The following is a 22,772-nucleotide window of genomic DNA, read 5'->3' on the forward strand; positions in this document are numbered from 1 at the left end:
TGAATGGATCTGCCCCATGACCGTGCCCTCCACAACCAAGGTATCGCCGTGAACGATGTCAAAGTGCAAATCATAGTCAAATCGCCCCCTTCTGAAATCTGGAAGATCTGGAGCAATTTTTCAGAAGCGCCGTTATGGGATACCGACGTTCGCCAGTGTCGACTCGACGGTCCGTTCCAGGCGGGAACGCGCGGCAAATGCGTTCTCAAGAATGGCTTGAACATGCCATTGAAACTCGAAGCCGTGAGCCTGCACGAAAGCTATCGCAACAGCGCACGGCTGCTTTGGATCGACCTCGAATTCGATCATCAGATGCGCAGGCTTTCTGCCGATGAAACCCATGTCATCCATAGCGCGAAGATTTCCGGGCCGTTGAGTTTCCTGTATCGCGGGTTGCTGCGCAAAGCGTTGACTGCGGCGATGACCACCGCACTGGACAACCTGTGCACGCTGGCTGAACAACGGGCCATCGGCACCTCGCGGCACGAGAAAACCGCGACGCCTTTGCATCTCGTATGAACCCTTCCGGGTGGCTGCGTGCTGAACGCACCTTCCCGGACTCGCTTTGCTTACTTATCGATAACAGTACATTTCGGATCTAGCATGAACCTACAGAAAAAAACTCAGTATCTCGCCATGGGCATCGTTGGCCTGGGTGTCATCGCTCCAGCATCGAGTTTCGCCGACACACTCGGCCCCTATGTCAGTGGCATGGGCGGCGTGAACTGGGTCGCTGACCAGGACCTGACCCAGAACGACCTCGATTTCGTCGAGATGGAATTCAATCAACCGCTGCACTCTGGCTTCGCCACCGGGCTGGCAATGGGCTGGCGGTTCCCGGTCGGGCTGCGGCCCGAGTTGGAATTGAGCTATCGCCGCAACACCCTGGACCAGTTCAATAACCGGGTCTATGAGGGCGGAAGCAGCATCGAGGGCAAAGGCGAAGAGCAAGCCAGCAGCCTGATGGCCAACCTCTGGTACGACATCCCGAACCTGCCTGCCCCCTTGAGTCGCTTCACGCCTTACATTGGCGGTGGCCTGGGCTACGCGGTGCTGACCATCAAGGGCCTGGAAGCTGGCGGCGTCGAGTTCGGCGGCACCCATCGCGACACTGTCTCGGCCTGGCAACTGGGCACCGGCGTCGGTTATGAGCTCAACGAGCATTGGTCCATGTCCCTGGACTATCGCTACTTCAAGACTCGCGAAGCGAACTTCGGCAAAATCCAGGGCCTGCCCCAGGCCGATGTGGAAACCCAGTACAACGCCCAGTCCTTGATGCTCGGCCTGCGGTACTGGCTGTAAGCACTGGACGAATCGGCGCCTTGGGTGCCGATTCACCCTTCATGACAGATTGCCGCTGTGCACACTTGGTATGCGCGCGCCTGTTCCGAGGCTTGTGGGTTTCCGTCAGCGCAAGGTAGCAGGCGTCTGGCGCCCGGCAAAACGTGCAGCGGCCACCGCTCTGTTGGGGACATTCAGCGCGCGGATCAACGAAGAGACATGAATGCGCACGGTGAAGGGAGAGATCTCCAGCGCCGCCGCGATCTCCTTGTTGGTCTTGCCCTCGGCAATCAACTTCCAGACCTCCCGCTGCCGGGAGGTGAGCTTGCTCATATCATCGTTGGAGCCGAGCGGCAGCGGGTCCGAAGGCTCGTACTTGACCAGTACTTCGCCCCGGCGAATATCATCGATGGCCTTGCCGACCTGGTCGGGGGAAAGACTCTTGCCGACAAACCCGTCTACACCGGTCGCCATGACACGATCAATGATATCGCCGTCATCCAGGGTCGAAACCACAATCATGGAGGTGTGCTTGAGCTCCTGGCGCAACTGCGCGAGCTCGCTGACGGAGCCCAGGCCGGGAAGACGTATTTCAAGAATCAGTGTATCGAGCGGTTGGCCATTGGTTGCGAGCGTCCGTACTTCCTCCAGATTTCCCGCCTGTTCGATCATGGCGTCAGGTATCAGGCGTTCCAGCAGCACCATCATCCCTTCCCGGAACAGCGGATGTTCGTCGGCCACGATAATCCGGCAAATCTTCCGGCCCGAGACGCGTCTCTCATCGCGTCCCATACTGCATCTTGACGACTTCAGTGATTCTCTGTGCGACACCATGGGCGGGAGGCGTGACGGATCGGATCGACTGACCACGATAAGGTCCGTCCGCGGGAAACCAATTCTGCACAACGACCACGTTTTTGGGCTGATTGGCGGAAGCCGAGCCAGTAGAGATTTCATTGGTGAACTTGCAGGTGTCAAACGTACCGAGGGCCGTCTTGATCGTTTCACGACCGTTGTAAGTCAGCTGCTCAACGACATCGAACTCAACGGTTGCGCCGGCACTCACCGCCTTGTTTTTGTAGCTGACGGTGACGGTCTGCCCCGGTTGCAGATCAATCGGCGTGGAAGCGGGAGGCAGGTAGGTGGTGGTCACCAACGATGCACCGGCACCATGGCGATCACCGTAGCGAACCAGCCGACCGTCCTTGATCTCGGCGAACGTTGTCGTCACAAAGAACGGCGCATTATTGAGGAACGAAGTGTGCGCCGAAGCCACCGGATTCGCGCCGGCAAATGCCTCACGTCCCAACGTCTCGGTTTTACCGCGACTGGTGGCCGACGACAGATTGTCCCGGCTTTCATACTCCACGACTGTCCCGGCCTGAAAATCCGCTTCGTTGGTGCAAGCGGCAGAGGACGTCTCACTGGCCGTGGATGCCGACGCAACGGCGATAGAAGAACCCCAGCCACTGACGGCAAGGGCCGAGGCGGCGAAGACCGTTGCGAGGCGCTTGCGATAAGCCAGGCAGATGTTGGACTTTCTGGCAGGTATGCTTTTCAAAAAACAGGTCCTTGTTCAAATGTGCTCGTTGCAACCGGTCGAAAACCCGACAGCGCTCATAGGTTAGGGTCGAGTACCGAGCGGCGCTATAGCGCAAGTGTGCTATAGGGTTTGCCCTTGCCTGGGGGGTGATGGTCAAGGCTACCGATACGCGCCCGGCCATGGCATCATAAGGCCACTATTTTGTTAGAGCCTGGACGCGCTTCATTCTTCAGCCTTGAAACCGTATCAGAGGCTCACATGACCGAATCACTGGAGCGTTTTGTCCAGGCACAAGCCTCAACCTATGACCACGCCTTGCTTGAGTTACGGCGTGGACGCAAGGAAGGCCACTGGATGTGGTTCATCTTTCCCCAATTACGCGGCCTGGGTGTCAGTGAGAACGCCACCTACTATGGCCTGCGCGGCATGGAAGAGGCGCGCGAGTATCTGCATCACCCGCTTCTGGGACCGCGACTCGAGCGCGCGACCCGTGCCGTACTGGACTCGGAAGTCGCTACAGAGAAACTCCTGGGGGCACTTGATGCCATGAAATTCGCATCCTGCATGACGCTTTTTGCGGCGGTCGCGGGCGAGCACTCCGTGTATGCCCAGGCGCTGGATGGTGGGGTGAGCGTCGACTCGAGAACACTGGAATTACTTAGGGAGCAAGAGAGAAAAAATGTCTAATTACGAAACATGGACGTTGGTAGTCCAAGTGGCCGTGGCCCTGGTGGCCTTGCTATCGATGTACCTGGTCGTTCGCCAGGTGGTCATCCTGACGGCACAACTGAAAGCGACTCAACAGGCTTCCGAGGCCCAGAGCATCATTTCGATAGTCGAGTTCCTGCAAGCCAGCCAGGCCCGCGATGCCCGGCAAGCGGTTCGCGCCACATTGTCGACCCTGCATCATGACCAGTGGGACGCGACCCATGTCCAGCATGCATCGCTGACCTGCGCCAACTACGACGTTGTCGCGGCTCTATTGCGTGCCGACTTGATCAAGAACAAACACATCATCATCGAAAACTGGGCGCCGAGCATCAAGCACTGCCACCAGATCCTTGCGCCTTTCATCGAGACAAAACGCGCCCAGCCCGGCGGTGACAGAAAGTACTGGAGCAACTTCGACTGGTTGCGCGATCAGTGCTCCCAGGTCTGACGTGGGGATGGAACTGTGAATTCAGAAGCCATTTTCGCGCAAACAGTGATGCGTCTGCGAACGGCCAGGCACCTGGCCATTTTTACCGGGGCCGGTATTTCCGCCCAAAGCGGTATCTCGACGTTCCGTGATCCCTCGACCGGCCTCTGGGCGCGTTACGACCCAAAGAAACTGGCCACCCCCGCCGCCTTCGCCAAAGACCCTGCGTTGGTATGGGCATGGTACAGCTGGCGCCGGACGCTGGTTAACGAGGCGCAACCCAATGCCGCGCACCTGGCAGTCGCCAGGCTCACGCAGTGCTTGCCCCGTGTGACCGTCATCACGCAGAACGTCGACGACCTGCTCGAACGAGCCGGATCCAAGGAGGTGATTCACCTTCACGGCGATCTGGCCAGTGCTCGTTGCTTCCAGTGCAATCGTCCCTATCTGGGCCCATTGCCCGTGGATGTCGGCCCGGACTGCGACAGCCTGGAACCACCGCGTTGCCCGCACTGCGACGGCCAGGTCCGCCCCAACGTGGTCTGGTTCGGCGAAGGGATGCCGGAACAGGAACTGGACCAGGCGTTCACCGCTGCCCGTGACTGCGACGTCATGCTCTCCATTGGCACCTCTGGAAACGTGTACCCGGCGGCGCGAATTCCCACATTGGCAACCGAACATGGCGCCTGGCTGGTGCATATCAACATCGAACCGATGGGGTCCGCTTCCGATAAAACACTGGTGGGCGATGCGACCCACTGGTTGCCGAGGCTGGTCGATGCGTTGGGTTGAAGTGTCGCCGGCAAGGCTTGCCCGACACCGCTGAACTGAACCAGGACGTCGCCACCCAGGCCGCGTTGCAGCCACGCGGTAACGCTGCGGCGAAACCTCAGGATTGGAACGTCGGGAGTTCTACTTGAATGGTTTTACCCATCTGGAAGAACTCCCGGTTTTGTGGTCACAAGACGGCGCATCAGGCACAAACCCGCACCGCTCAAGGACCTTCCTTGAGCCGACGTTGTTCTCATAGACATAAGCCACCAGCCCCGTAAGCCCCCAACGCATCTGTGCTTCCTGAATCAGGTGTTTCAGGGCCAGCGTTGCCAGCCCTTGCCCGCAAACGCGTTGATCAATGCGATAACCCACCTCGGCACAACCGTGTGGTACATCGATGCCTTTCAAATTCGCCCGCCCCACTATTCTTCCGCTGGCATCTTCGATGACAAACGGGTGCCAGGCGCCCGCGGCAAAATCAGCCAGATAACTTTCAATGTGATCGGTTACGCCCGTCAATGAATAAAAGGCAGGGTCCCGTGCATCGATCTGCGACTCGAACCATGCACGGTTATGGATTTCGAAAGCCAGCAGCGCTTGCACATCGGTGATTTCCAGCTCGCGAATCCTGAAGGGTTGCACTGATTGTTTCTCCTGGGCAGTGAAGCGCAATCGTAAGGTCGAGTGATCATTCATGGCGAGGATTTTTGCCGGAGCGGTCTTGTGTTGGGGGCCGCTGCGCGACCCAGCGGGAGCAAGCTCCCTCGCCACAAAAGGCGGCGCAGTGCGCGCTCGATGGAATAGAGGGATGGAACACCGAGGGGCTTTTTGCGGCGAGGGGATTTATCCGCGCTGGGCTGCGCAGCAGCCCCAAAAGCGGGATGCGGTCTACCTGAAACACCACAGGGCCAGGCTTCAGGGCCGCTGCGCGCCCCAGCGGGGATAAATCCCCTCGCCACAGGTTATCTGTTTGATGCGCCATAAACGAAAAATGCCCCGTACCTTTCGATACGGAGCATTTCTTCAAGGCTTCCCGCGGATTGCCAGGGATTCACGCAACGGTGAGTCTCCTGGTTCAATCGCCTGCAGAATCCAGAGTGATTCTGCAGTTCCTATCCAGGGATAGCCAGGGCGGAACCTGCCTGGAATCCTTCAGGCGTTCTGGTTCCAGGGACGGTCTCCATGCTCGTCCTTGATGCGCGTCGGCAAGCCCATCACATCCAGCGCTTCGAGGAACGCCTCGGCAGGCAGCTCCTCGACGTTGACCATGCGCTGCACGTCCCACTCGCCACGGGCTACCAGCAAGGCCGCGGCCACAGGTGGCACGCCTGCGGTATAGGAAATGCCCTGGCTGTCGGTTTCGGCGTAGGCCTCCTCGTGGTCGGCCACGTTGTAGATGAACATCTCGCGCGGCTGGCCATTCTTGGTGCCCTTGACCAGGTCGCCGATGCAGGTCTTGCCGGTGTAGCCCGGTGCCAGCGAACTCGGATCAGGCAGCACGGCCTTGACCACTTTCAGTGGCACGACTTCCAGGCCTTCGGCGGTCTTGACCGGTTGCTCGGAGAGCAGGCCGAGGTTCTTGAGTACGGTGAACACATTGATGTAGTGCTCGCCGAAGCTCATCCAGAAACGCACGTTGGCCACATCGAGGTTCTTCGACAGCGAATGCACCTCGTCGTGGCCGGTCAGGTACAGGTTCTGCGAGCCGACAACCGGCAGGTCATCGGTGCGCTTGACTTCGAACATGGTGTTGCTGGTCCACTGGCTGTCCTGCCAGCTCCACACCTGTCCGGTGAATTCGCGGAAATTGATTTCCGGATCGAAATTGGTGGCGAAATATTTGCCATGGGAGCCAGCATTGACGTCGAGGATGTCGATCGAATCAATGCGGTCGAAATGCTGTTGCTGCGCCAGTGCCGCATAGGCATTGACTACACCCGGGTCGAAACCCACGCCGAGAATGGCGGTGATGTTCTTCTCCTGGCACTCCTGGAGGTGGTTCCACTCGTAGTTGCCGTACCAGGGCGGCGTCTCGCAGACCTTGCCCGGTTCTTCGTGGATGGCGGTGTCCAGGTAGGCCACGCCGGTATCGATGCAGGCACGCAGCACCGACATGTTGAGAAAGGCAGAGCCGACGTTGATGACGATCTGCGACTCGGTTTCGCGAATCAGCGCCTTGGTCGCTTCGACATCCAGAGCGTTCAGTGCAAAGGCCTTGATGTCGGCGGGTTGCTTGAGGCTACCCTTGGCCTTGACGCTGTCGATGATGGCCTGGCATTTGGAGATGTTGCGCGACGCGATAGCAATACGACCGAGTTCGTCGTTGTGCTGCGCGCACTTGTGGGCCACCACCTTGGCGACACCTCCTGCACCAATGATAAGTACGTTCTTCTTCAATTTCTTTATTTCTCCTTCCGCCAGCTCAAGAGAGGCTGGACAAATAGTCGTCGTAAACAAACTCGCGAACCACCTCGACGCTGCCGTCGAGTTGCTTCACTACGATGGACGGCATTTTCAGACCGTTGAACCAGTTTTTCTTGACCATGGTGTAGCCCGCCGCGTCGATGAACGACAGCCGATCGCCGATGGACAGCGGACGATCGAATTGGTACTCGCCGAAAATGTCTCCGGCCAGGCAGGATTTGCCACACACCATATAGGTGTGTTCGCCCTCGCTCGGCGCCAGCTTGGCGTTCAGGCGGTAGATCAGCAGGTCGAGCATGTGCGCCTCGATGGAGCTGTCCACCACGGCCAGGTGCTTGCCGTTGTAGAGCGTGTCGAGCACGGTGACCTCCAGCGACGCACTCTGGGTGATCGCGGCCTCGCCCGGCTCCAGGTAGACCTGCACGCCATACTTTTGCGAGAAGGCCTTGAGCCGTGCGCAGAAGGCATCCAGGGCGTAGCCCTCACCGGTGAAATGGATGCCGCCACCGAGGCTGACCCACTCGACCTTATGCAGCAAGTGACCAAAGCGCTCTTCGATAGTGCCCAGCATCTGGTCGAACAAACCGAAATCGCCGTTCTCGCAGTTGTTGTGGAACATGAAGCCGGAGATATGCTCGATGACTTGCTCGACTTTCACCGGATCCCATTCGCCCAGGCGGCTGAACGGTCGCGCCGGGTCCGCCAGCAGGTAATCGGAGCTGCTCACTTGCGGATTGACCCGCAGGCCACGGACCTTGCCGGCAGATGCCTCGGTGTAACGCTGCAACTGGCCGATGGAGTTGAAGATGATCTTGTCGCAGTTGGCGAGCATCTCCTCGATCTCGTCGTCGGCCCAGGCCACGCTGTAGGCGTGGGTCTCGCCAGCGAACTTCTGCCGGCCGAGCTTGAGTTCGTAGAGCGACGACGACGTGGTGCCGTCCATGTACTGCTGCATCAGGTCGAACACCGACCAGGTGGCGAAGCACTTGAGCGCCAGCAAGGCCTTGGCCCCGGACTGCTCACGCACATAGGCGATCTTCTGCATGTTCGCCAGCAGCTTTTGTTTATCGATGAGGTAGTACGGCGTTTTGATCATTTTCGAGGCCTCCGGGCAAGGCGAGCCAAAAAAGGATGCGCATTGTGCCTTCACTGACTGCATATCGAAAGAGCGAAAAGTTCCGTTCATGCAATCACCCTGATCCAGGCCGATGCTTGCGATAAGCGGACGCAGCTGCTGCCCAGGCGATGAAATGCTGGAGGTTGCGGCAAACAAGGGACAACCGATGAAGCGCTGATGCCCGAAATTGAGCCGTCGCTGATAAACGGTAATGACAACGACCGTCCGCGATCAGTGCTGATGCATCAGGCCATGAAGAACGCCGAACCTCAGGCCCGGTTCGGAAGCGATCATGTTCGAGATACCGAAAGTCTTGAAGGCCGCCAGCATGATAGCCAGGCCACCGGGCAAGATGCCCAGGCGATGGCTTTGCAAGCCGGCCAACCTGAGCTGGTTGAGATGAGCGACGTCCAGCAGCTTCAACGACAAACGCAACAACCCACCGTAGGTGATACCGCCTTGTCCAAAGTCGTTGAGACCATTGGCCTTGAGCACCTTGGCCAACATCCGCGCAGTACCGGAAGAGCCGATCGCCTGCTGCCAGCCCTGCGCGCGATAACCAGCCGCCACTTTTTCAAACTGCTGGGTAGCCACTCGCTCAGCCTCCAACAAGGCTTGGGCGGTAATGCAGCCACCCGGAAAGTAACGTGCGCCAAAGGTGCCGCTGCCGATGGCGATGCTTTCCGTCGACAACGGTTGAGCGCCCTGCCCCAGAATCAGTTCGGTCGAGCCACCGCCGATGTCCACCACCAGCCGCGTACGCTCGACACCGGGCACCGTATGGGCAACACCGGCATACACCAGCCGGGCTTCTTCATGACCGGACAGCACATCGATCCGAAACCCCAGGTGCCGCTCGGCACTGGCCAGGAACAACTGGGCATTGGCCGCTTCGCGCACGGCACTGGTCGCCACTGCCCGCACCCTTGTGGCTTCAAAGCCACGCAGCTTTTTGCCAAATCGGGCCAGGGCCTGCCAACCCCGATCCAGCGCCAGCTCGTCCAGAGCCCCAGCCTGCAGGCCCTCAGCCAAGCGGACCGGCTCGCGCAGGGTTTTCACCTCCTGGATCACCAGGCGTCGATTACGCTTTACCGACTGACCAATCATCAGGCGAAACGCATTGGAGCCCAGGTCAATGGCCGCGAACAGAGGGGCGTCGCCTTTCATAGCGGTGTTCCTTGCTTCATCAGCCAGCAGGCACAAGCGCTGCCGGACATCCCACGATGGTTTGCGAGAATCCTGCCTGGCTTCGATGACACCTGGATGACACAACGCGTGGCGGCGAGCAAGCTCCCACAAGGGGTTTGGATGAGTTCAAGGCCGGAAACGGTTAATATCCCTCTCCTTCGTCTACCCTCACAGAACGGCGTACCGCTTACCCGTGGGCGTGATGCGTCAACATTCCTGCCTTCATGTACCGGAGATCTTCCATGCTCAAGCGTTCCCTGGCATTGGCCGTCGGCGTTGCCCTGTCTGTTTGCAGCCTGCTGACCCAGGCCGCCGATACCCTGAAAGTCAGTGCGATTCCCGATGAGGCCCCGACCGAGTTGCTGCGCAAGTTCAAGCCGCTGGGTGCCTATCTGGAACAGCAAACCGGCATGAAAGTCGAGTTCGTCCCCGTCAGCGACTACCCGGCCGTGGTCGAGGCGCTGGCCACTGACCGGATCGACATGGCCTGGCTGGGTGGCTTCACCTTCGTGCAGGCACGCCTGAAAACCGGCAACGCCATCCCGCTGGTACAGCGCGAACAGGATGCCCAGTTCACCAGTAAATTCATCACCGCCGACCCGGCCGTCAAATCCCTCGCCGACCTCAAGGGCAAGACCTTTGCCTTCGGCTCGGTGTCGTCGACTTCCGGCAGTCTCATGCCGCGCTATTTCATGCTCAAGGACGGCATCAAGCCGGAAAGCTATTTCAGCCGCGTGGGCTACTCGGGCGCCCATGACGCTACCGTCGCCTGGGTCCAGGCCGGCAAGGTGGACGCTGGGGTGCTGAACGCCAGCGTCTGGGAAAAACTGGTGGCGGCCGGCAAGGTCGACACGACCAAGGTCAAGGTCTTCGCCACCACCCCCACCTATTTCGACTACAACTGGACGGTGCGCGGCACCCTCGACCCAGCGTTGGCGGCCAAGATCAAGGCAGCTTTCCTGGCACTCGATCCGGCCAACCCGAAAGACAAGGAAATCCTCGACCTGCAGGCCGCCAGTCGCTTCATCGAAACCAAGCCTGAGAACTACAAGGGCATCGAGGAAGCCGCGCGCGCCGCCGAACTGCTCAAATGACCCTGCAACTGACCCAGGTCAGCGTTACCCATGCCAACGGTGTCCAGGCGCTGCGGGGCATAGACCTGCACATCGGCACGGGCGAACAGGTCGCGGTCATCGGCCCGTCCGGCGCAGGCAAGTCGAGCCTGCTCAACCTGCTCGCCACCGCTCTGCGCCCGGGTAGCGGCGAGCTGCAACTGCTCGGCGAGCGCGCCTGGCAGTTGTCTGCCCGCCAGCGTCAGCGCCTGCGCGCGCGTATCGGCCTGGTCCACCAAGCGCCGCCCCTGCCGCCACGCCAACGCGTGGTCACCGCAGTCCTGGCCGGAAAACTCGGTCAGTGGGGCATCGGCAAAAGCCTGTTGAACCTGCTGCATCCGCTGGATATTCCAGGCGCCAGGGCGGCGCTGGCCCGGCTGGACCTGGGTGACAAGTTGTTCGCGCAATGCCAGCAGCTGTCCGGCGGACAGTTGCAACGCGTTGGCATTGCCCGGGTGTTGTATCAGGCGCCGGAGGTGTTGCTGGCCGACGAACCGGTCTCGGCCATGGACCCGGTTTTAGCCGAGCACACGCTTTCGGTGCTCTGTCGCCATGCCCGGGAGCACAACGTTACCCTGGTTGCCAGCCTGCACGCGGTGGAACTGGCCTTGGCGCACTTTTCCCGGGTCATCGGCCTGCGTGATGGGCAGATCCTGTTCGACCTGCCAACCGAGGCGGTCGACCGTCCGTTGCTCGACACGCTCTACGCCAACGAACAGCTGCAGTCTTCGCCAACGCCCCTCCCGCCCTCGAGCGTGCAGATCCCCCGATGCTGACACGCGATACCCGAGACCCCGCCAGCCGCCCTCGCCTGCTGCTCAGCCTGCTGGCCCTTATCCTGCTCTGGCCCGGCATCCAGTTCAGCGAATTGGACCTCCGAGTGCTGGTCACCAGCGACAGCCAGAGCGAAATGGGCCGGTTTGTAGCGGCCTTCTGGCCTCCCGCCCATGGCGACGAATTCATCGAACTGCTGTGGCAGGCCACCTTGCAGACACTGGCTATCGCCACGGCCGGCATGGCCCTGGCTTTGCTGTTGGCGGTGCCCGCAAGCCTGTTGGCCAGCCGCGCCCTGTCACTGTCGGCGGCCTCCCGTGCCGGGCATCCGGGTTATTGGGGGCAACTGCTGCGTTGGCCAGTACGCGGCCTGCTGATCTTCCTGCGCAGCGTCCCGGAAATCGTCTGGGCCTTGCTCTTCGTACGCGCCGTCGGCCTCGGCCCCACCGCCGGCGTACTGGCGATCGCCATCACCTACAGCGGCATGCTGGGCAAGGTCTACGCGGAAATCTACGAGTCGGTCGACCAGCGCCCGGCCCACGCACTCTTGCAGTCCGGCAGCAGCCGGCTCGCGGCCTTCTGCTACGGGATCCTGCCCAATGTCGCGGCGGAACTGCTGTCCTATACGGTGTATCGCTGGGAATGCGCCATCCGCGCCTCGGTGGTGATGGGGTTCGTCGGTGCCGGAGGCCTGGGCCAGCAAATGGATTTGTCGTTGCGAATGTTCGCCGGCGGTGAAGTGGCCAGCCTGCTGCTGACGTTCCTGATGCTGGTGCTGCTCGCCGATCAACTCAGCCGCCTGCTGCGCTGGAGGCTGGCATGAAGCGCCTGCTCAACGCGGTCATGGTCCTGTGCATCGGCTCGGCGGTCGTCGCCTCGTTCGTCTACCTGGGCATCGACCTGAGCGAGCTTGGCGACAGCGGTAATCTGCACCGGATGGGGGCTTACGCGCAGCGTTTTCTCAGTCCGGACTTGAGCCCGGGTCATCTGAAGGCGATCGCTCACGGCGCCCTGGAAACCCTTGCCATGTCGGCCCTTGGCACCCTGCTCGCGGCGGTGTTTGGCCTACTTTTGGCCCTGCCTGCGGCCGGTCGCTTCGGCTGGCCCCCACAGAGTGCTTCGCGCCTGCTGCTCAATGCCTTGCGCGCCGTTCCAGAACTGGTGTGGGCCGCACTGATGGTCCTGGCCGCCGGGCTCGGCCCCAATGCCGGCACCCTGGCCTTGGCCCTGCACACCACCGGCGTGCTCGGCCGGCTGTTCGCCGAGGCGTTGGAAAATACCCCTTCCGAACCGGCCGACGCGATCCGCCTGCAAGGCGGCAATGCCGTGTTGGCGTTCTGCTACGGCACGCTGCCCAACCTTCTGCCCCAACTGCTGGCCTATGTTCTGTACCGCTGGGAAAACAACATCCGCATGGCCAGCGTGCTCGGCTTCGTCGGCGCCGGCGGCTTGGGGCAAATGCTCTACGTCAGCCTCAGCCTGTTCCAGGAAGCACAGGGCAGCACGGTGATCCTGGCGATGTTGCTACTGGTGTTCGCGGTCGATACGTTGAGTAGCTGGAGTCGCCAGCGCTGGGTCAAGGCTTGACGGGTGTCGCGCAGCGGCCAGGTTGGCCATAAGCTCGAGCCGGGTCTGGCGCTCTTGCTTCCATGCGGGTTGGCCGGGAGCGTTGCGCCAGGATTGACTAAGCGGGCTGCTGTCGACAGTGTCGAAACCGAATTGGTCGTACAGCCGCGTCACGAGTGCCACCGCCTCGGGAAAATCACTCGAAACCGCCAGGGCCAGGCGCTCGGCGGTGCCAGCGGGCTGGCCCCAAGTGATGATCCGGGGCGCCTGGATATGAGTGAAGGCCTTGACCACCTTGGAAGTGGGGAGTTGCTCCTGACGGAGTTCGTGGACGGTCTTTTCGCCGGAATCGATGAGCGGGATATGCCCATCCCGCCATATCATGTAGTTGTTCGTATCGAGCACGACCTTCCCCGCAAGCGCTTCCACCGGCATGTCATTGACGACCTTGAGTGGAACCGCCACGACGACGAAATCGCCCGCCATCGCAGCGCCCGCAGCAGTGGCTGCGCGCGCTGACGGACCCAGCGTCTCAATCAGGCTCTCCAGGGTCTCGGGGCCGCGCGAATTGGCAATCACGACCTGATAGCCGTTCGCGATGGCCGCGCGTGCGATGTGGCTACCCACCTCGCCTGCGCCGATGATGCCGATGGTCGTCATGGGAGATTGCACCTCTGGTTCCGATTGAACGTTGGGGATCAGATGCTCAGGCCGCCGGCTACATCGATCGCGCTGCCGGTGATATAGCCACCGCTTGGCCCCGCCAAGAAACAGACCGTAGCCGCCACCTCCTCGAGTGTTGCAATCCGGCGAATCGGATGCAGGTCCAGCAGCGCGTCGGGCACACTGTCGCCCAATACCTCTGCCGACATGTCGGTTGGCATGATGCCGGGCTGGACGACATTGACCGTGATATTGCGAGCACCCAGGTCCCGAGCGACGCCCTTGGCATAACCGACGATAGCCGCCTTGGTTCCCGCATAGTCGGCGGCGCCGGCAAACGGGACATGCCCGCCCAGAAGTGAACCGATGAAGATGATCCGACCGCCATCCGACAGCACCGGGGCGGCCGCGCGCGTGGTCGCCACGGCGCCCATCACGTTGGTCTGCCACTGGCGATCGAGGTTGACGGTATCGAGATCGGGGGCGTCCACCGTCTTGCCCTGAACCGCGATTGCCGCATTGTTCACCAGGATGTCGAGTTGGCCAAAATGCGCTATCACCTTGTCGATCAACGGTCGGGCCGCCGCCATGTCCGCCTGGTCGCTCTGGACTGCCAGCGCACGAACGCCCTTCGCCTTGAGATGCTGGACCACGGCCTCGGCCTTCTCGACCGATGCGACGTAGCTGATTGCAACATCCGCTCCCAGGTCGGCGAGTGCCTGCGCCAGGGTGGCACCGAGGCCACGTGATCCACCTGTTACGAGTGCAACCTTGCCTGCCAGTAATTTCTGCACGGTAAAACCCTCTTCATGAATGTTTGAGTGCCCCTTGTGTGGAGGCTACCGAGGAACCATAACGACCGTTAACGTAACGGACAGTATGAATTTGCGAAGCAATCGTCAAGGGGTTTAATATCGATCGTTATGAAAAAGCTTGAGGTGATCTGATGGGGCGACAGCGTGAGTTCGACGTGGAGAAAGCGCTGGAAGCGGCGCTTTGCGTGTTTTGGCGCAAGGGCTACGAGGGGGCGTCATACACCGACCTGACCCAGGCCACAGGCGTTGAACGCCCTGCGCTTTATTCTGCGTTCGGCAACAAGGAGGCCTTGTTCCGCAAAGCGCTCGAGCGCTATTACACGCATTATCTGGATTTCTTCCCGATGGCGCTGGAACAACCCACTTCGCGGGAGGTAGCCGAACACATCCTCCGCCGGGCGGTGGAATTGAATACCCGGTACCCGGACCGCAAAGGCTGTCTCGGAATCCATGGCGCCTTGGCAGGCTCGGACGATGCCGAACCCATTCGATGCGCCTTGATCGACGCACGAGCAACCGCAGAGGTGACGTTGCGTGAGCGCTTCGAACGGGCAAAAGAGGATGGGGATCTGCCGCAGAGCGCCAACTGCACGGCACTGGCCGCCTTTGTGCTGGCAATGACTCACGGCATGGCTGTTCAGGCCAAGGCCGGCTTTAGTCGCGAGCTCCTGGAGATGGTGGTTGACCAGGCTCTGTCGACCTGGCCGTCGAGCACAGTGCACAAGCCTACACCCGCTCCATCAGCGCCCCCTGCGCATCCGCCTCGCCGTGCAACAGCTCGATCACCCAGTCGATAAACACCCGCACCCTGGGCGACAACTGTCGATGGGGCGGGTACACCGCTGAGATCGGCCACGTCGGCACGCGATACTCGCTCAATACTTCGACCAGCCTGCCCTCGGCCAACTGCCGTTGCACGTGGTAACGCGGCACCTGAATCAAACCGAACCCCGCTTCACAGGCGGTCACATACGCGTCGGCGTTATTGACGTTCAGCTCACTCGGCAATTGCATTTCGCGCACCCGCCCTGCCACCTCGAATTCGAACGGGAAAAACCGTCCATTGCCAGACGCAAAGCCAATGACCTGGTGCGCCGGCAAATCCTCCAGCCGCCCAGGCGTCCCGGCGCGGGCAAGATAGCCGGGGCTGGCACAGGTCAGTTGGTGCAGGCGCACGATGGGGCGTGCCACCAACGCCTGGTCGACGACATTGCCGGCGCGGATTGCACAATCCACGCCCTCGCGCTGCAGATGGACCTGGCGGTCGTGGAAGCCCAGATCCAGTTGCAACGCCGGGTAGCGGCGGTAGAAATCCGCCAGGCGCGGCAGGATCCAGGTGCACCCGAAGGCAATGGGCATGTCCACTTTCAAGGTGCCGCGCGGCTGGCTTCGCTGCGCCGACAACGAGCTTTCCAGGTCATCGAGGTCGTCCAGCAACTGGCCACTGCGCTGGTAATACGCTTGGCCATCAAGCGTTGCGCGCACCTGCCGGGTGGTGCGCTGCAACAACTGCACCCCAAGATGCGCTTCCAACTGTTGGATCAGCAGGCTGACGGTGGCCCTGGGTAGCCCAAGGTCATCGGCCGCCTTGCCAAAACCACCCAGCTCAACGATGCGCCGGAACACCTGCATGGCTTGTAATCGGTCCAATGTTGCGCCTCATTATTCAGATATCACGAATAGTTAAACCAATAATCGTGGATTTATCCAGGAAACCCCTTGATAGAGACTGCACAGGTCGTTCATTTCCAGGAGTAATCATCATGAAGACCCGCCAACTCGGCCATCGTGGCCCCTACGTTTCCTCCATCGGCCTGGGCTGCATGGGCATGTCGGATTTCTACACCACGGGCGTGGATGAGCGGGAAGCGATTGCCACGCTGCACCGCGCCGTGGAATTGGGCGTGACGCTGTTCGACACCGCCGACATGTACGGGCCGTACACCAACGAAGAACTGCTCGGACGCGCCCTGCGTGGCAAACGTGAAGGCCTGTACCTGGCGAGCAAATTCGGCCTGGTGCGCAGCAGCGATCCCCACGCCCGAGGCGTCAATGGCCGCCCCGAATACGTCCGGCAATCTGTCGACGGCAGCCTCAAGCGCCTCGACACCGATTACCTGGACCTCTACTACCAGCACCGCATTGACCCTGAAGTGCCCGTCGAAGAAACCATCGGCGCCATGGCCGAGCTGGTCAAGGCTGGCAAGGTCCGCCACATCGGGATCTCGGAAGCCAGCGCCGAGACCATCCAGCGGGCCCACGCCGTGCATCCACTGGCAGCGGTACAAAGCGAATACTCGCTGTGGTCCCGCGACCCCGAACAAAACGGCGTGCTCGCTACCTGCCAACGCCTGGGCATTGCGTTCGTCGCCTACAGCCCCCTGGGCCGGGGCTTCCTGACCGGCGAGCTGAAATCACCCGAGGACTTCGCCGCCGATGACTATCGTCGCTTCAGCCCGCGCTTCCAGGCTGACAACTTCAATCGCAACCTGATGCTGGTAGAGCGGGTCAAGGCCTTGGCCTCGGACAAAGGCATCAGCGCCTCGCAACTGGCCCTGGGCTGGGTATTGGCCCAGGGCGAGCATGTCATCCCGATCCCGGGCACCAAGCAGCGCAAGTATCTGGAAAGCAATGTGGCGGCGGCTTCGGTGGTGTTGAGCGCTGACGAACTGGCCCAACTGGATGGGATTTTCGCAGGCGAAGGTGCGGTGGCGGGCGACCGATACCAGGCGCAAACGATGACGCTGTTGAACGGTTGATCCCGCGGCTGGGCTGTCGCTTTCGACAGGCACGATTCAAGCAGGCGCCCGCCCAGCCGATAACCCTATCAGTGATAGCTCCCAGGCCTCGCCGGGTTCTGCAAGTTGCATAGGGTAATGATCAATGGGTTTGCCGCTTAATCGCCTGCTGATGTGGGGCGTCCTGATGTTCCTCGCTGCTGGCGCTTGCGCGGCAGAGGCGCCGCTGCGCATCGTCACCGAGGAACTGCCGCCCTACAACATGACGCAGAACGGGCGAGTGACCGGCATGAGCACCGAGGTGGTCCAGGCCGTGCTCAAGGAGGTCGGCCTGGACGCGCCTATCCAGCCTATGCCCTGGGCCCGGGCGTATGAACTGGCGCTCAATGAAAGCAACGTGTTGATCTACTCGATCGTCCGTACACCGGCACGCGATTCGCTTTTCCAGTGGGTCGGCACCATTGGCCCGACGCAGTGGTACATCTACTCCCTGGCGGACCGACCGGTAAAACTCGCTTCGCTGGCCGATGCCCATGGTCACCAGATCGCCACGGTCAATCAGGACGTGGGCGAGCAATACCTGGTGTCGAAGGGCTTTCGCATCGGCGAAGAATTACAGTCGAGCACCAAGTACGAACACAACTACCGCAAGCTCAAGGTCGATCACGTGGAGCTGTGGATCTCCAATGAGCTCAACGCGTTGTACCTGACGCGCCAGAATGGCGAAGACCCGGACAAAGTGCTGATCCGCTCGCTGCCGCTGCCCGAGCTGAGCAGTACAGATGGCTTGAACATGGCGTTCAGCCGCAAGACGCCGACCGAAACAGTGGAGAAGTTCCGTGCTGGCCTTGAAACCATACGCCGCAACGGCGTCTACGATGCCATCCTGCGCAAATGGTTATGACATGGGGGGCGATTTCCGTACGGTGTCCTCCTTACAACCACAGGCCAAGGCGTTCAGCTCCCTGGGGCGGCGCCTGGTGTTGGCAACGCTGCTGTTCTGCCTGCTCTTTACCCTGGCGATGGTCACCTGGCGAACCTGGCTGGCCTGGGAAAACAACCTCGCGGAAATGAATTCGGAACTGGCCCTGATCGACCAAGTGTTCCAGAACACCCTGGCCCACGCCATTTGGGAGCTGGACCGTGAATCCCTCGACCAGCAAATCACCAGCGTCGCCACGGCCCCGCCCGTGGGTCGCGTGGTATTGAACATCCTGCGCCCCGGCCAAGCCCCCGAAATCATCGAACTCAATCGATACACCGTCGCTCAATCGGGCGTGGTACCGGTGCTGCATCGCCAACTCATCGCGCAGCCCTACGCCGGAGCCCAGGAAAAAGTCGGCGAGCTGACCATCGAAGGCGACAATAACCTGCTGTGGGAGCGCCTCTGGGGCGAAGCACGCAGCATCGTCATTACCCAGCTCATCCAGTCCTTGCTGCTGGCCGGGTTGGTCATGACCATGTTCAACCGCCTGGTAACCGTGCATGTGGTGCACATCGCCCGTCACCTGGGCGAACTTGCGCCGCAAACCCTCAAGCATCACCTCAAGCTGCAACGGGCGGTGCTCCGCCAGGACGAACTGAGCCTGCTCGAATCCCAGGTCAATGCACTCCAGGACAATCTCCACGCCCATCTGGAGCGCCAGCGTTCGGACGAACTGGCTCTTGCCGCCAGCCGCGATCAAATGGCCGAACTGGTCGAGGCACGCACCGCTGAATTGAAGGCAGCCAACCAATCGCTCGAAGCGCTGTCACGTCACGATGCCTTGACGGGCCTGGCCAACCGTCGCTATTTCGACGAACTGAAGGAAATCGAGTTTCGCCGGGCGATCCGCCATAAGACCCCGCTGGCCGTGCTCATGTGCGATGTCGATTTCTTCAAGATCTACAACGACACCTACGGCCACATGCAGGGCGACCAGTGCTTGAAAGAGATCGCCGAGACCCTGCGCAGTGTGTTCGGCCGCTCTGGCGAGCTGACCGCACGCGTAGGCGGCGAAGAGTTCGTCGTGGTCCTGCCCAATATCGACGGCGTCCAGGCCTGCGAAGCCGCCCAACGCTTGCGTACGAGCCTGGCCGAGCGTGAGCTGCCCCACAGCGGCTCCAAGGTATCGCCTTTTGTCACCGTGAGCATCGGCGTCGCCGAGCTCGACCCGGAGACAATGGATCATTTTGACCAATTGCTGCAACGCGCCGACCAGGCGCTGTACCGGGCCAAACACCAGGGGCGCGACTGCGTCGCCCTGTAACAACCATCGCGCGCCATGAGGTCTGCATATGCATATTCGCCTGACACTCTGCTCATGCTTGCTACTTGCCTCCATCAGCCTGCAAAGCCACGCCGAGGCAATCGAAGTCGTCACCGAAGACTCGCTGTACGCCTATCAGCGTGACGACAAGGTCGTCGGACCAGGCATTCGCATCGCCGAAGAAACGCTGAAAAACGCGCAGCTCACCGACTACAGCCTGTCGCTCTACCCGTGGGCCCGCGCCTATGAAAAGGCGCTGCACGAACCTAACGTGCTGATTTTCCCGCTGGACCGCACCCCGGCTCGCGAGCAACTGTTCAAATGGGTCGGTGAAATACATCGGGTAGCGAGCCGGCTCTACAAGATGCGGGACAGCGAAGGCATTACCGTCAACAACCTCGAGGAGGCCAAGCAGTACAGCATCGGCGTGGTGCGCAATGACGCCAAGCAGATTTACCTGCAACAGCGTGGGTTCACCCGGCTGGTCATCTCGGCCAACAACCACGACAACTTTCAAAAACTGCTCAATCGCCAGATCCAGTTGCTGCCGATGCCAGAGAACACCGCACGCCTGATGAGCAAAGACGCCCAGGTGGATTTCACTTCGCTGGAAGAGGTCTATACCCTCGACGAACAACCCCACAGGGTCCACCTGGCCTTCAGCCTGAGCACACCGGATGAAGTCGTCGCCAAGGCCCAACGCGCCTTCGACCAGCTCAAGGCTTCCGGTGAAGTGGCGCGGATCATGAACGAACAGCGGTAGACTCTGGGGGATCACACCACAAGCAACCGATGAGGTATGTCCCGATGAGCAATGCGTCCTACGTTCCGCCCAAGGTCTGGAAAAACGACGCCCCGTCTGGCGGCCAGTTCGCCAGCATCAACCGCCCTGTTGCCGGGCCGACTCACGAAAAGACCTTGCCGATTGGCAAGCATCCACTGCAGCTCTATTCCCTGGCCACGCCCAATGGCGTGAAAGTGACCATCCTGCTGGAGGAACTGCTGGCGCTGGGTCATGCGGGCGCGGAATACGACGCCTGGCTGATCCGCATCAACGAGGGCGATCAATTCTCCAGCGGCTTTGTCCAGATCAACCCCAACTCCAAGATCCCGGCCCTGCTGGACCGCAGCGTAGAGCCGGCCATCCGCGTCTTCGAGTCCGGCTCGATCCTGCTTTACCTGGCGGAAAAATTCGGCGCCTTCCTGCCCACCGATCCGGCAGGTCGCACCGAAACACTGAACTGGCTGTTCTGGCAGATGGGCGCCGCACCGTACCTGGGTGGCGGCTTCGGACATTTCTACGCGTATGCGCCGGAGAAGCTCGAATACCCGATCAATCGCTTCACCATGGAAGCCAAGCGCCAACTCGACGTGCTGGATCGCCGCCTTGGCGAAAGCCGCTACCTGGCAGGCGACGACTACACCATCGCCGACATCGCGGTCTGGCCCTGGTATGGCCAACTGGTGCGCAACAACGTCTACGGCGCCGCCGAATTCCTCAGTACCCACGAATACACCCATGTGCAACGCTGGGCAGAAGAAATCGCCAAGCGTCCTGCCGTCCTGCGCGGACAACGAGTCAACCGCACGTGGGGTGACGAGGCGAGCCAGGTGCCGGAGCGGCATGAGGCTGGGGATCTGGGCTGAAGACGGTCACAGATTGGCTATCGGCAGCGTCCGGCGCCCTACCTGGCGCGTTCAAGCCGGCAGTGTCAGGCCCCGGTCGCTGAAATACTGGCTCAACGTTGCCGTAGACGCTTGCGGATCCGCCAGGGCGACGTAGGTATCGGGGCGTAGCAGATAGGCGGCGTCCCGGCACAACCCGGCTTTGTCATGCTCATGCTGCCAGGCGAACGTGTGCAGGGGGATCTGGTGCTGGCTGCTCCAGGCTTTCAGGTCCGCCCGGGCCTCGCCGTAGACATGCACCTGCCAGCCGATGGTCGCGAGCGGTTCGTAGTTGTCGGCACCCGCCAGCGGTACCCATGGCAAACGGTCACCGCCCTGCACTTCACCCGCCTTGCCGGCACTCAATGGGCTTTCGTGATAATTCAAGGAGGTCTGGGACACCATCCGGAACAGGTACTCACGCACGTTCTCGCTCTTGTAGGCAACGCTTGCGAAGAGCGGTGCGATGCGCGTGCGCACGAAGTCGGCAAAATTGCCTTGGGCGGTGGCAAAGGTGAACAGCCGGTCTGTGGTTTCCACAAGCTTTTGCGCAAACGCCTGGCGTTCCGCCTGGTAACTGTCGAGCAGCGAGTCTGCTGCCCGCCCCTTCACGACCGCCGCCAGTTTCCAGGCCAGATTGATCGCATCGAGGATGCCGGTATTCATGCCTTGGCCGCCGGCCGGACTGTGGACGTGGGCAGCGTCTCCCAGCAAAAACGCCCTGCCCCAGCGGAACTGATCCGTGACACGATGATGGACCCGGTAAGTGGAGAACCAATTGACGTGATCGACCCTGATGTTCAAGCCGTTAATCGCGTCGTGACCAACGTCCTCGAACGTAAGCGTCTCAGGGTGTTCTGCACGTTCGTCACGAACCGTGCCGATCAGGCGATATTGGCCAGTTTCGCCATAGAAAAACACCAACACGAATTCGGATTTATCAAAAGCGATATGGGCCTCGCCCGCAGGCTCGAAACCGCTGGCAGACACATCCGCCACGTAGAACAGTTGCTTATAGGTACCGCCCTCGAAGCCACTCCCCACCTGATGCCGGACGAGCGAGCGCGCGCCGTCACAGCCTGCCAGGTAAGCGGCCGTGAGCGTTTCTTCGCGACCATCCGCCTGCTTCAAGCACGCGGTAACCCGGTCGCCATGATCCTCGAAAGACAGCAGTTCGGTCTGCCGCTCGACATCGACGCCCAGGGACTTAAGCTGCTCGACCAACAGCTGCTCATGACGATCCTGGGGGTATATGAGGACAAAAGGATAAGGCGACACATCCCCGCCGGCGTCCACCAGCGGAATCCGCGCCTTGCGTTTTCCCAGGGCCCACATGTTCATGGCCGGGGTCTTGTACCCGGCTTCGATGACCGCACCGGCCATGCCGAGTTGGCGATACAACTCAAGGGTACGGGCCTGGACGGCCATGGCCCGCGATGTTTCGCCCGGCCCATGGCTCTTGTCGATGATCCTGACAGTCACTCCCTGCCGGGTGAGCCATAACGCCAGGACCAATCCAGTAGGACCGGCTCCCACAATGAGAATGTCGGTTTGTACCATGCTCGTGCCTCTGGAGGACTGATAACTCTGGAGGCACTTAATAATGGTCGAGGAAGGCTGAATGTCAACGAACGGCCGGCGGGCAAGTAAGGCACATCGTTCTGCGGCTACTGTGGGAGCGAGCCTGCTCGCGATAGCGTCATGACCGTCAACATCGAAGTCGCC

Annotated in this window: 25 protein-coding genes; 15 read left to right on the forward strand and 10 right to left on the reverse strand. The window is 60.9% G+C overall.

Annotation, left to right across the window (positions count from 1 at the left end; all coding sequences use genetic code 11):
• Positions 1-3 precede the first annotated feature (3 nt).
• Together PSH86_RS17810 and PSH86_RS17815 are read left to right on the forward strand one after the other, a co-directional pair.
• Complete coding sequence (locus tag PSH86_RS17810; protein WP_232200999.1) at positions 4-519, forward strand: polyketide cyclase; 516 nt, start codon at positions 4-6, stop codon at positions 517-519.
• An 84-nt stretch (positions 520-603) separates the two neighbouring features.
• Positions 604-1,302, forward strand: a complete 699-nt coding sequence (locus tag PSH86_RS17815) for an outer membrane protein (protein ID WP_305483920.1) — start codon at positions 604-606, stop codon at positions 1,300-1,302.
• A gap of 105 nt (positions 1,303-1,407) precedes the next feature.
• Here the strand turns inward: PSH86_RS17815 and PSH86_RS17820 are convergent, their stop codons facing one another.
• Positions 1,408-2,073 carry a response regulator transcription factor gene (locus tag PSH86_RS17820; RefSeq protein ID WP_305483922.1) on the reverse strand — a complete coding sequence of 222 codons (666 nt, stop codon included), beginning with the start codon at positions 2,071-2,073 and terminating at the stop codon, positions 1,408-1,410.
• The gene (locus tag PSH86_RS17825) at positions 2,060-2,842 is read right to left on the reverse strand and encodes a hypothetical protein (RefSeq protein WP_305483924.1); all 783 of its coding nucleotides are present in this window, start codon (positions 2,840-2,842) and stop codon (positions 2,060-2,062) included. Before PSH86_RS17825 ends, PSH86_RS17820 begins: the two co-directional genes overlap by 14 nt.
• 240 nt (positions 2,843-3,082) lie before the next feature.
• Between PSH86_RS17825 and PSH86_RS17830 the strand changes: the two genes are divergently transcribed.
• The 3 genes from PSH86_RS17830 to PSH86_RS17840 are packed head-to-tail and all read left to right on the forward strand — an operon-like array spanning position 3,083 to position 4,754.
• The gene (locus PSH86_RS17830; RefSeq protein ID WP_109753139.1) at positions 3,083-3,511 is read left to right on the forward strand and encodes a DUF1810 domain-containing protein; all 429 of its coding nucleotides are present in this window, start codon (positions 3,083-3,085) and stop codon (positions 3,509-3,511) included.
• A complete protein-coding gene (locus tag PSH86_RS17835) occupies positions 3,504-3,983 on the forward strand; it encodes a hypothetical protein (protein WP_092252564.1) in 480 nt (159 codons plus the stop codon). Before PSH86_RS17830 ends, PSH86_RS17835 begins: the two co-directional genes overlap by 8 nt.
• A gap of 48 nt (positions 3,984-4,031) precedes the next feature.
• Entirely contained in the window at positions 4,032-4,754 is a 723-nt protein-coding gene (locus PSH86_RS17840) for an NAD-dependent deacylase (RefSeq protein WP_240337754.1), read from the forward strand.
• Between the two features lie 120 nt (positions 4,755-4,874).
• Here the strand turns inward: PSH86_RS17840 and PSH86_RS17845 are convergent, their stop codons facing one another.
• The 4 genes from PSH86_RS17845 to PSH86_RS17860 all read right to left on the reverse strand — a co-directional run bounded on the left by PSH86_RS17845 (position 4,875) and on the right by PSH86_RS17860 (position 9,444).
• Positions 4,875-5,378, reverse strand: coding sequence for a GNAT family N-acetyltransferase (locus tag PSH86_RS17845; protein ID WP_305490374.1), 504 nt, complete (start codon positions 5,376-5,378; stop codon positions 4,875-4,877).
• A 510-nt stretch (positions 5,379-5,888) separates the two neighbouring features.
• Positions 5,889-7,133 carry a saccharopine dehydrogenase family protein gene (locus PSH86_RS17850; RefSeq protein ID WP_305483929.1) on the reverse strand — a complete coding sequence of 415 codons (1,245 nt, stop codon included), beginning with the start codon at positions 7,131-7,133 and terminating at the stop codon, positions 5,889-5,891.
• 25 nt (positions 7,134-7,158) lie between these two features.
• Entirely contained in the window at positions 7,159-8,256 is a 1,098-nt protein-coding gene (locus PSH86_RS17855) for a carboxynorspermidine decarboxylase (protein WP_109753143.1), read from the reverse strand.
• 252 nt (positions 8,257-8,508) lie between these two features.
• Positions 8,509-9,444: a Ppx/GppA family phosphatase gene (locus PSH86_RS17860; protein WP_176687660.1), complete on the reverse strand. Its 936-nt coding sequence runs from the start codon at positions 9,442-9,444 to the stop codon at positions 8,509-8,511.
• A 263-nt stretch (positions 9,445-9,707) separates the two neighbouring features.
• Here PSH86_RS17860 and PSH86_RS17865 point away from each other — a divergent pair, with 263 nt between their 5' ends.
• Genes PSH86_RS17865 through phnE (PSH86_RS17880) form a run of 4 tightly spaced genes read left to right on the forward strand, consistent with a single transcriptional unit; the run spans position 9,708 to position 12,938 of the window.
• Positions 9,708-10,559 (forward strand): putative selenate ABC transporter substrate-binding protein, encoded by an 852-nt coding sequence (locus PSH86_RS17865; RefSeq protein WP_109753145.1) that lies wholly within the window; start codon positions 9,708-9,710, stop codon positions 10,557-10,559.
• Positions 10,556-11,353: a phosphonate ABC transporter ATP-binding protein gene (locus PSH86_RS17870; RefSeq protein ID WP_163858271.1), complete on the forward strand. Its 798-nt coding sequence runs from the start codon at positions 10,556-10,558 to the stop codon at positions 11,351-11,353. The genes PSH86_RS17865 and PSH86_RS17870 overlap by 4 nt, the downstream gene beginning before the upstream one ends.
• Complete coding sequence (phnE, locus tag PSH86_RS17875) at positions 11,347-12,174, forward strand: phosphonate ABC transporter, permease protein PhnE (RefSeq protein WP_212801007.1); 828 nt, start codon at positions 11,347-11,349, stop codon at positions 12,172-12,174. The genes PSH86_RS17870 and phnE (PSH86_RS17875) overlap by 7 nt, the downstream gene beginning before the upstream one ends.
• The gene (phnE, locus tag PSH86_RS17880; RefSeq protein WP_109753148.1) at positions 12,171-12,938 is read left to right on the forward strand and encodes a phosphonate ABC transporter, permease protein PhnE; all 768 of its coding nucleotides are present in this window, start codon (positions 12,171-12,173) and stop codon (positions 12,936-12,938) included. The genes phnE (PSH86_RS17875) and phnE (PSH86_RS17880) overlap by 4 nt, the downstream gene beginning before the upstream one ends.
• Here the strand turns inward: phnE (PSH86_RS17880) and PSH86_RS17885 are convergent.
• Both PSH86_RS17885 and PSH86_RS17890 read right to left on the reverse strand, forming a co-directional pair.
• Positions 12,876-13,577 carry an NADPH-dependent F420 reductase gene (locus PSH86_RS17885; protein ID WP_163858266.1) on the reverse strand — a complete coding sequence of 234 codons (702 nt, stop codon included), beginning with the start codon at positions 13,575-13,577 and terminating at the stop codon, positions 12,876-12,878. The two genes, phnE (PSH86_RS17880) and PSH86_RS17885, sit on opposite strands and share 63 nt — an antisense overlap.
• A 38-nt stretch (positions 13,578-13,615) precedes the next feature.
• Positions 13,616-14,374 carry an SDR family NAD(P)-dependent oxidoreductase gene (locus PSH86_RS17890; RefSeq protein ID WP_163858264.1) on the reverse strand — a complete coding sequence of 253 codons (759 nt, stop codon included), beginning with the start codon at positions 14,372-14,374 and terminating at the stop codon, positions 13,616-13,618.
• Between the two features lie 152 nt (positions 14,375-14,526).
• Between PSH86_RS17890 and PSH86_RS17895 the strand changes: the two genes are divergently transcribed.
• A complete protein-coding gene (locus PSH86_RS17895; protein ID WP_116832658.1) occupies positions 14,527-15,192 on the forward strand; it encodes a TetR/AcrR family transcriptional regulator in 666 nt (221 codons plus the stop codon).
• Here PSH86_RS17895 and PSH86_RS17900 read toward each other — a convergent pair.
• The gene (locus tag PSH86_RS17900) at positions 15,122-16,045 is read right to left on the reverse strand and encodes a LysR family transcriptional regulator (RefSeq protein WP_116832659.1); all 924 of its coding nucleotides are present in this window, start codon (positions 16,043-16,045) and stop codon (positions 15,122-15,124) included. The genes PSH86_RS17895 and PSH86_RS17900 overlap by 71 nt on opposite strands.
• 113 nt (positions 16,046-16,158) lie before the next feature.
• On the opposite strand from PSH86_RS17900, the gene PSH86_RS17905 reads away from it, so the two are divergent.
• From PSH86_RS17905 to yghU, 5 genes are all read left to right on the forward strand, one after another.
• Complete coding sequence (locus PSH86_RS17905; protein WP_305483942.1) at positions 16,159-17,154, forward strand: aldo/keto reductase; 996 nt, start codon at positions 16,159-16,161, stop codon at positions 17,152-17,154.
• A gap of 124 nt (positions 17,155-17,278) precedes the next feature.
• Entirely contained in the window at positions 17,279-18,037 is a 759-nt protein-coding gene (locus tag PSH86_RS17910) for an ABC transporter substrate-binding protein (protein WP_305483945.1), read from the forward strand.
• Position 18,038: 1 nt separating this feature from the next.
• Positions 18,039-19,382: a diguanylate cyclase gene (locus tag PSH86_RS17915; protein ID WP_305490375.1), complete on the forward strand. Its 1,344-nt coding sequence runs from the start codon at positions 18,039-18,041 to the stop codon at positions 19,380-19,382.
• Between the two features lie 28 nt (positions 19,383-19,410).
• A complete protein-coding gene (locus tag PSH86_RS17920) occupies positions 19,411-20,145 on the forward strand; it encodes an ABC transporter substrate-binding protein (RefSeq protein ID WP_212801012.1) in 735 nt (244 codons plus the stop codon).
• A gap of 44 nt (positions 20,146-20,189) precedes the next feature.
• Positions 20,190-21,029 (forward strand): glutathione-dependent disulfide-bond oxidoreductase, encoded by an 840-nt coding sequence (gene yghU, locus PSH86_RS17925; protein WP_305483951.1) that lies wholly within the window; start codon positions 20,190-20,192, stop codon positions 21,027-21,029.
• 51 nt (positions 21,030-21,080) lie between these two features.
• Here the strand turns inward: yghU and PSH86_RS17930 are convergent, their stop codons facing one another.
• A complete protein-coding gene (locus PSH86_RS17930) occupies positions 21,081-22,607 on the reverse strand; it encodes an FAD-dependent oxidoreductase (protein ID WP_305483954.1) in 1,527 nt (508 codons plus the stop codon).
• Positions 22,608-22,772: the final 165 nt, after the last annotated feature.

It is taken from the genome of Pseudomonas sp. FP2300 (assembly GCF_030687595.1).
In the GTDB taxonomy this organism is placed as follows: Bacteria; Pseudomonadota; Gammaproteobacteria; order Pseudomonadales; family Pseudomonadaceae; genus Aquipseudomonas; species Aquipseudomonas bijieensis.

Bases quoted from the DNA above. Each gene is read 5' to 3' on its own strand.
- PSH86_RS17810 (WP_232200999.1), top strand. From the start codon at position 4: ATGGATCTGCCCCATGACCGTGCCCTCCACAACCAAGGTATCGCCGTG.
- PSH86_RS17815 (WP_305483920.1), top strand. From the start codon at position 604: ATGAACCTACAGAAAAAAACTCAGTATCTCGCCATGGGCATCGTTGGC.
- PSH86_RS17820 (WP_305483922.1), bottom strand. From the start codon at position 2,073: ATGGGACGCGATGAGAGACGCGTCTCGGGCCGGAAGATTTGCCGGATT.
- PSH86_RS17830 (WP_109753139.1), top strand. From the start codon at position 3,083: ATGACCGAATCACTGGAGCGTTTTGTCCAGGCACAAGCCTCAACCTAT.
- PSH86_RS17835 (WP_092252564.1), top strand. From the start codon at position 3,504: ATGTCTAATTACGAAACATGGACGTTGGTAGTCCAAGTGGCCGTGGCC.
- PSH86_RS17840 (WP_240337754.1), top strand. From the start codon at position 4,032: ATGCGTCTGCGAACGGCCAGGCACCTGGCCATTTTTACCGGGGCCGGT.
- PSH86_RS17855 (WP_109753143.1), bottom strand. From the start codon at position 8,256: ATGATCAAAACGCCGTACTACCTCATCGATAAACAAAAGCTGCTGGCG.
- PSH86_RS17860 (WP_176687660.1), bottom strand. From the start codon at position 9,444: ATGAAAGGCGACGCCCCTCTGTTCGCGGCCATTGACCTGGGCTCCAAT.
- PSH86_RS17865 (WP_109753145.1), top strand. From the start codon at position 9,708: ATGCTCAAGCGTTCCCTGGCATTGGCCGTCGGCGTTGCCCTGTCTGTT.
- PSH86_RS17870 (WP_163858271.1), top strand. From the start codon at position 10,556: ATGACCCTGCAACTGACCCAGGTCAGCGTTACCCATGCCAACGGTGTC.
- phnE (WP_212801007.1), top strand. From the start codon at position 11,347: ATGCTGACACGCGATACCCGAGACCCCGCCAGCCGCCCTCGCCTGCTG.
- phnE (WP_109753148.1), top strand. From the start codon at position 12,171: ATGAAGCGCCTGCTCAACGCGGTCATGGTCCTGTGCATCGGCTCGGCG.
- PSH86_RS17885 (WP_163858266.1), bottom strand. From the start codon at position 13,577: ATGACGACCATCGGCATCATCGGCGCAGGCGAGGTGGGTAGCCACATC.
- PSH86_RS17895 (WP_116832658.1), top strand. From the start codon at position 14,527: ATGGGGCGACAGCGTGAGTTCGACGTGGAGAAAGCGCTGGAAGCGGCG.
- PSH86_RS17905 (WP_305483942.1), top strand. From the start codon at position 16,159: ATGAAGACCCGCCAACTCGGCCATCGTGGCCCCTACGTTTCCTCCATC.
- PSH86_RS17910 (WP_305483945.1), top strand. From the start codon at position 17,279: ATGGGTTTGCCGCTTAATCGCCTGCTGATGTGGGGCGTCCTGATGTTC.
- PSH86_RS17915 (WP_305490375.1), top strand. From the start codon at position 18,039: ATGGGGGGCGATTTCCGTACGGTGTCCTCCTTACAACCACAGGCCAAG.
- PSH86_RS17920 (WP_212801012.1), top strand. From the start codon at position 19,411: ATGCATATTCGCCTGACACTCTGCTCATGCTTGCTACTTGCCTCCATC.
- yghU (WP_305483951.1), top strand. From the start codon at position 20,190: ATGAGCAATGCGTCCTACGTTCCGCCCAAGGTCTGGAAAAACGACGCC.
- PSH86_RS17930 (WP_305483954.1), bottom strand. From the start codon at position 22,607: ATGGTACAAACCGACATTCTCATTGTGGGAGCCGGTCCTACTGGATTG.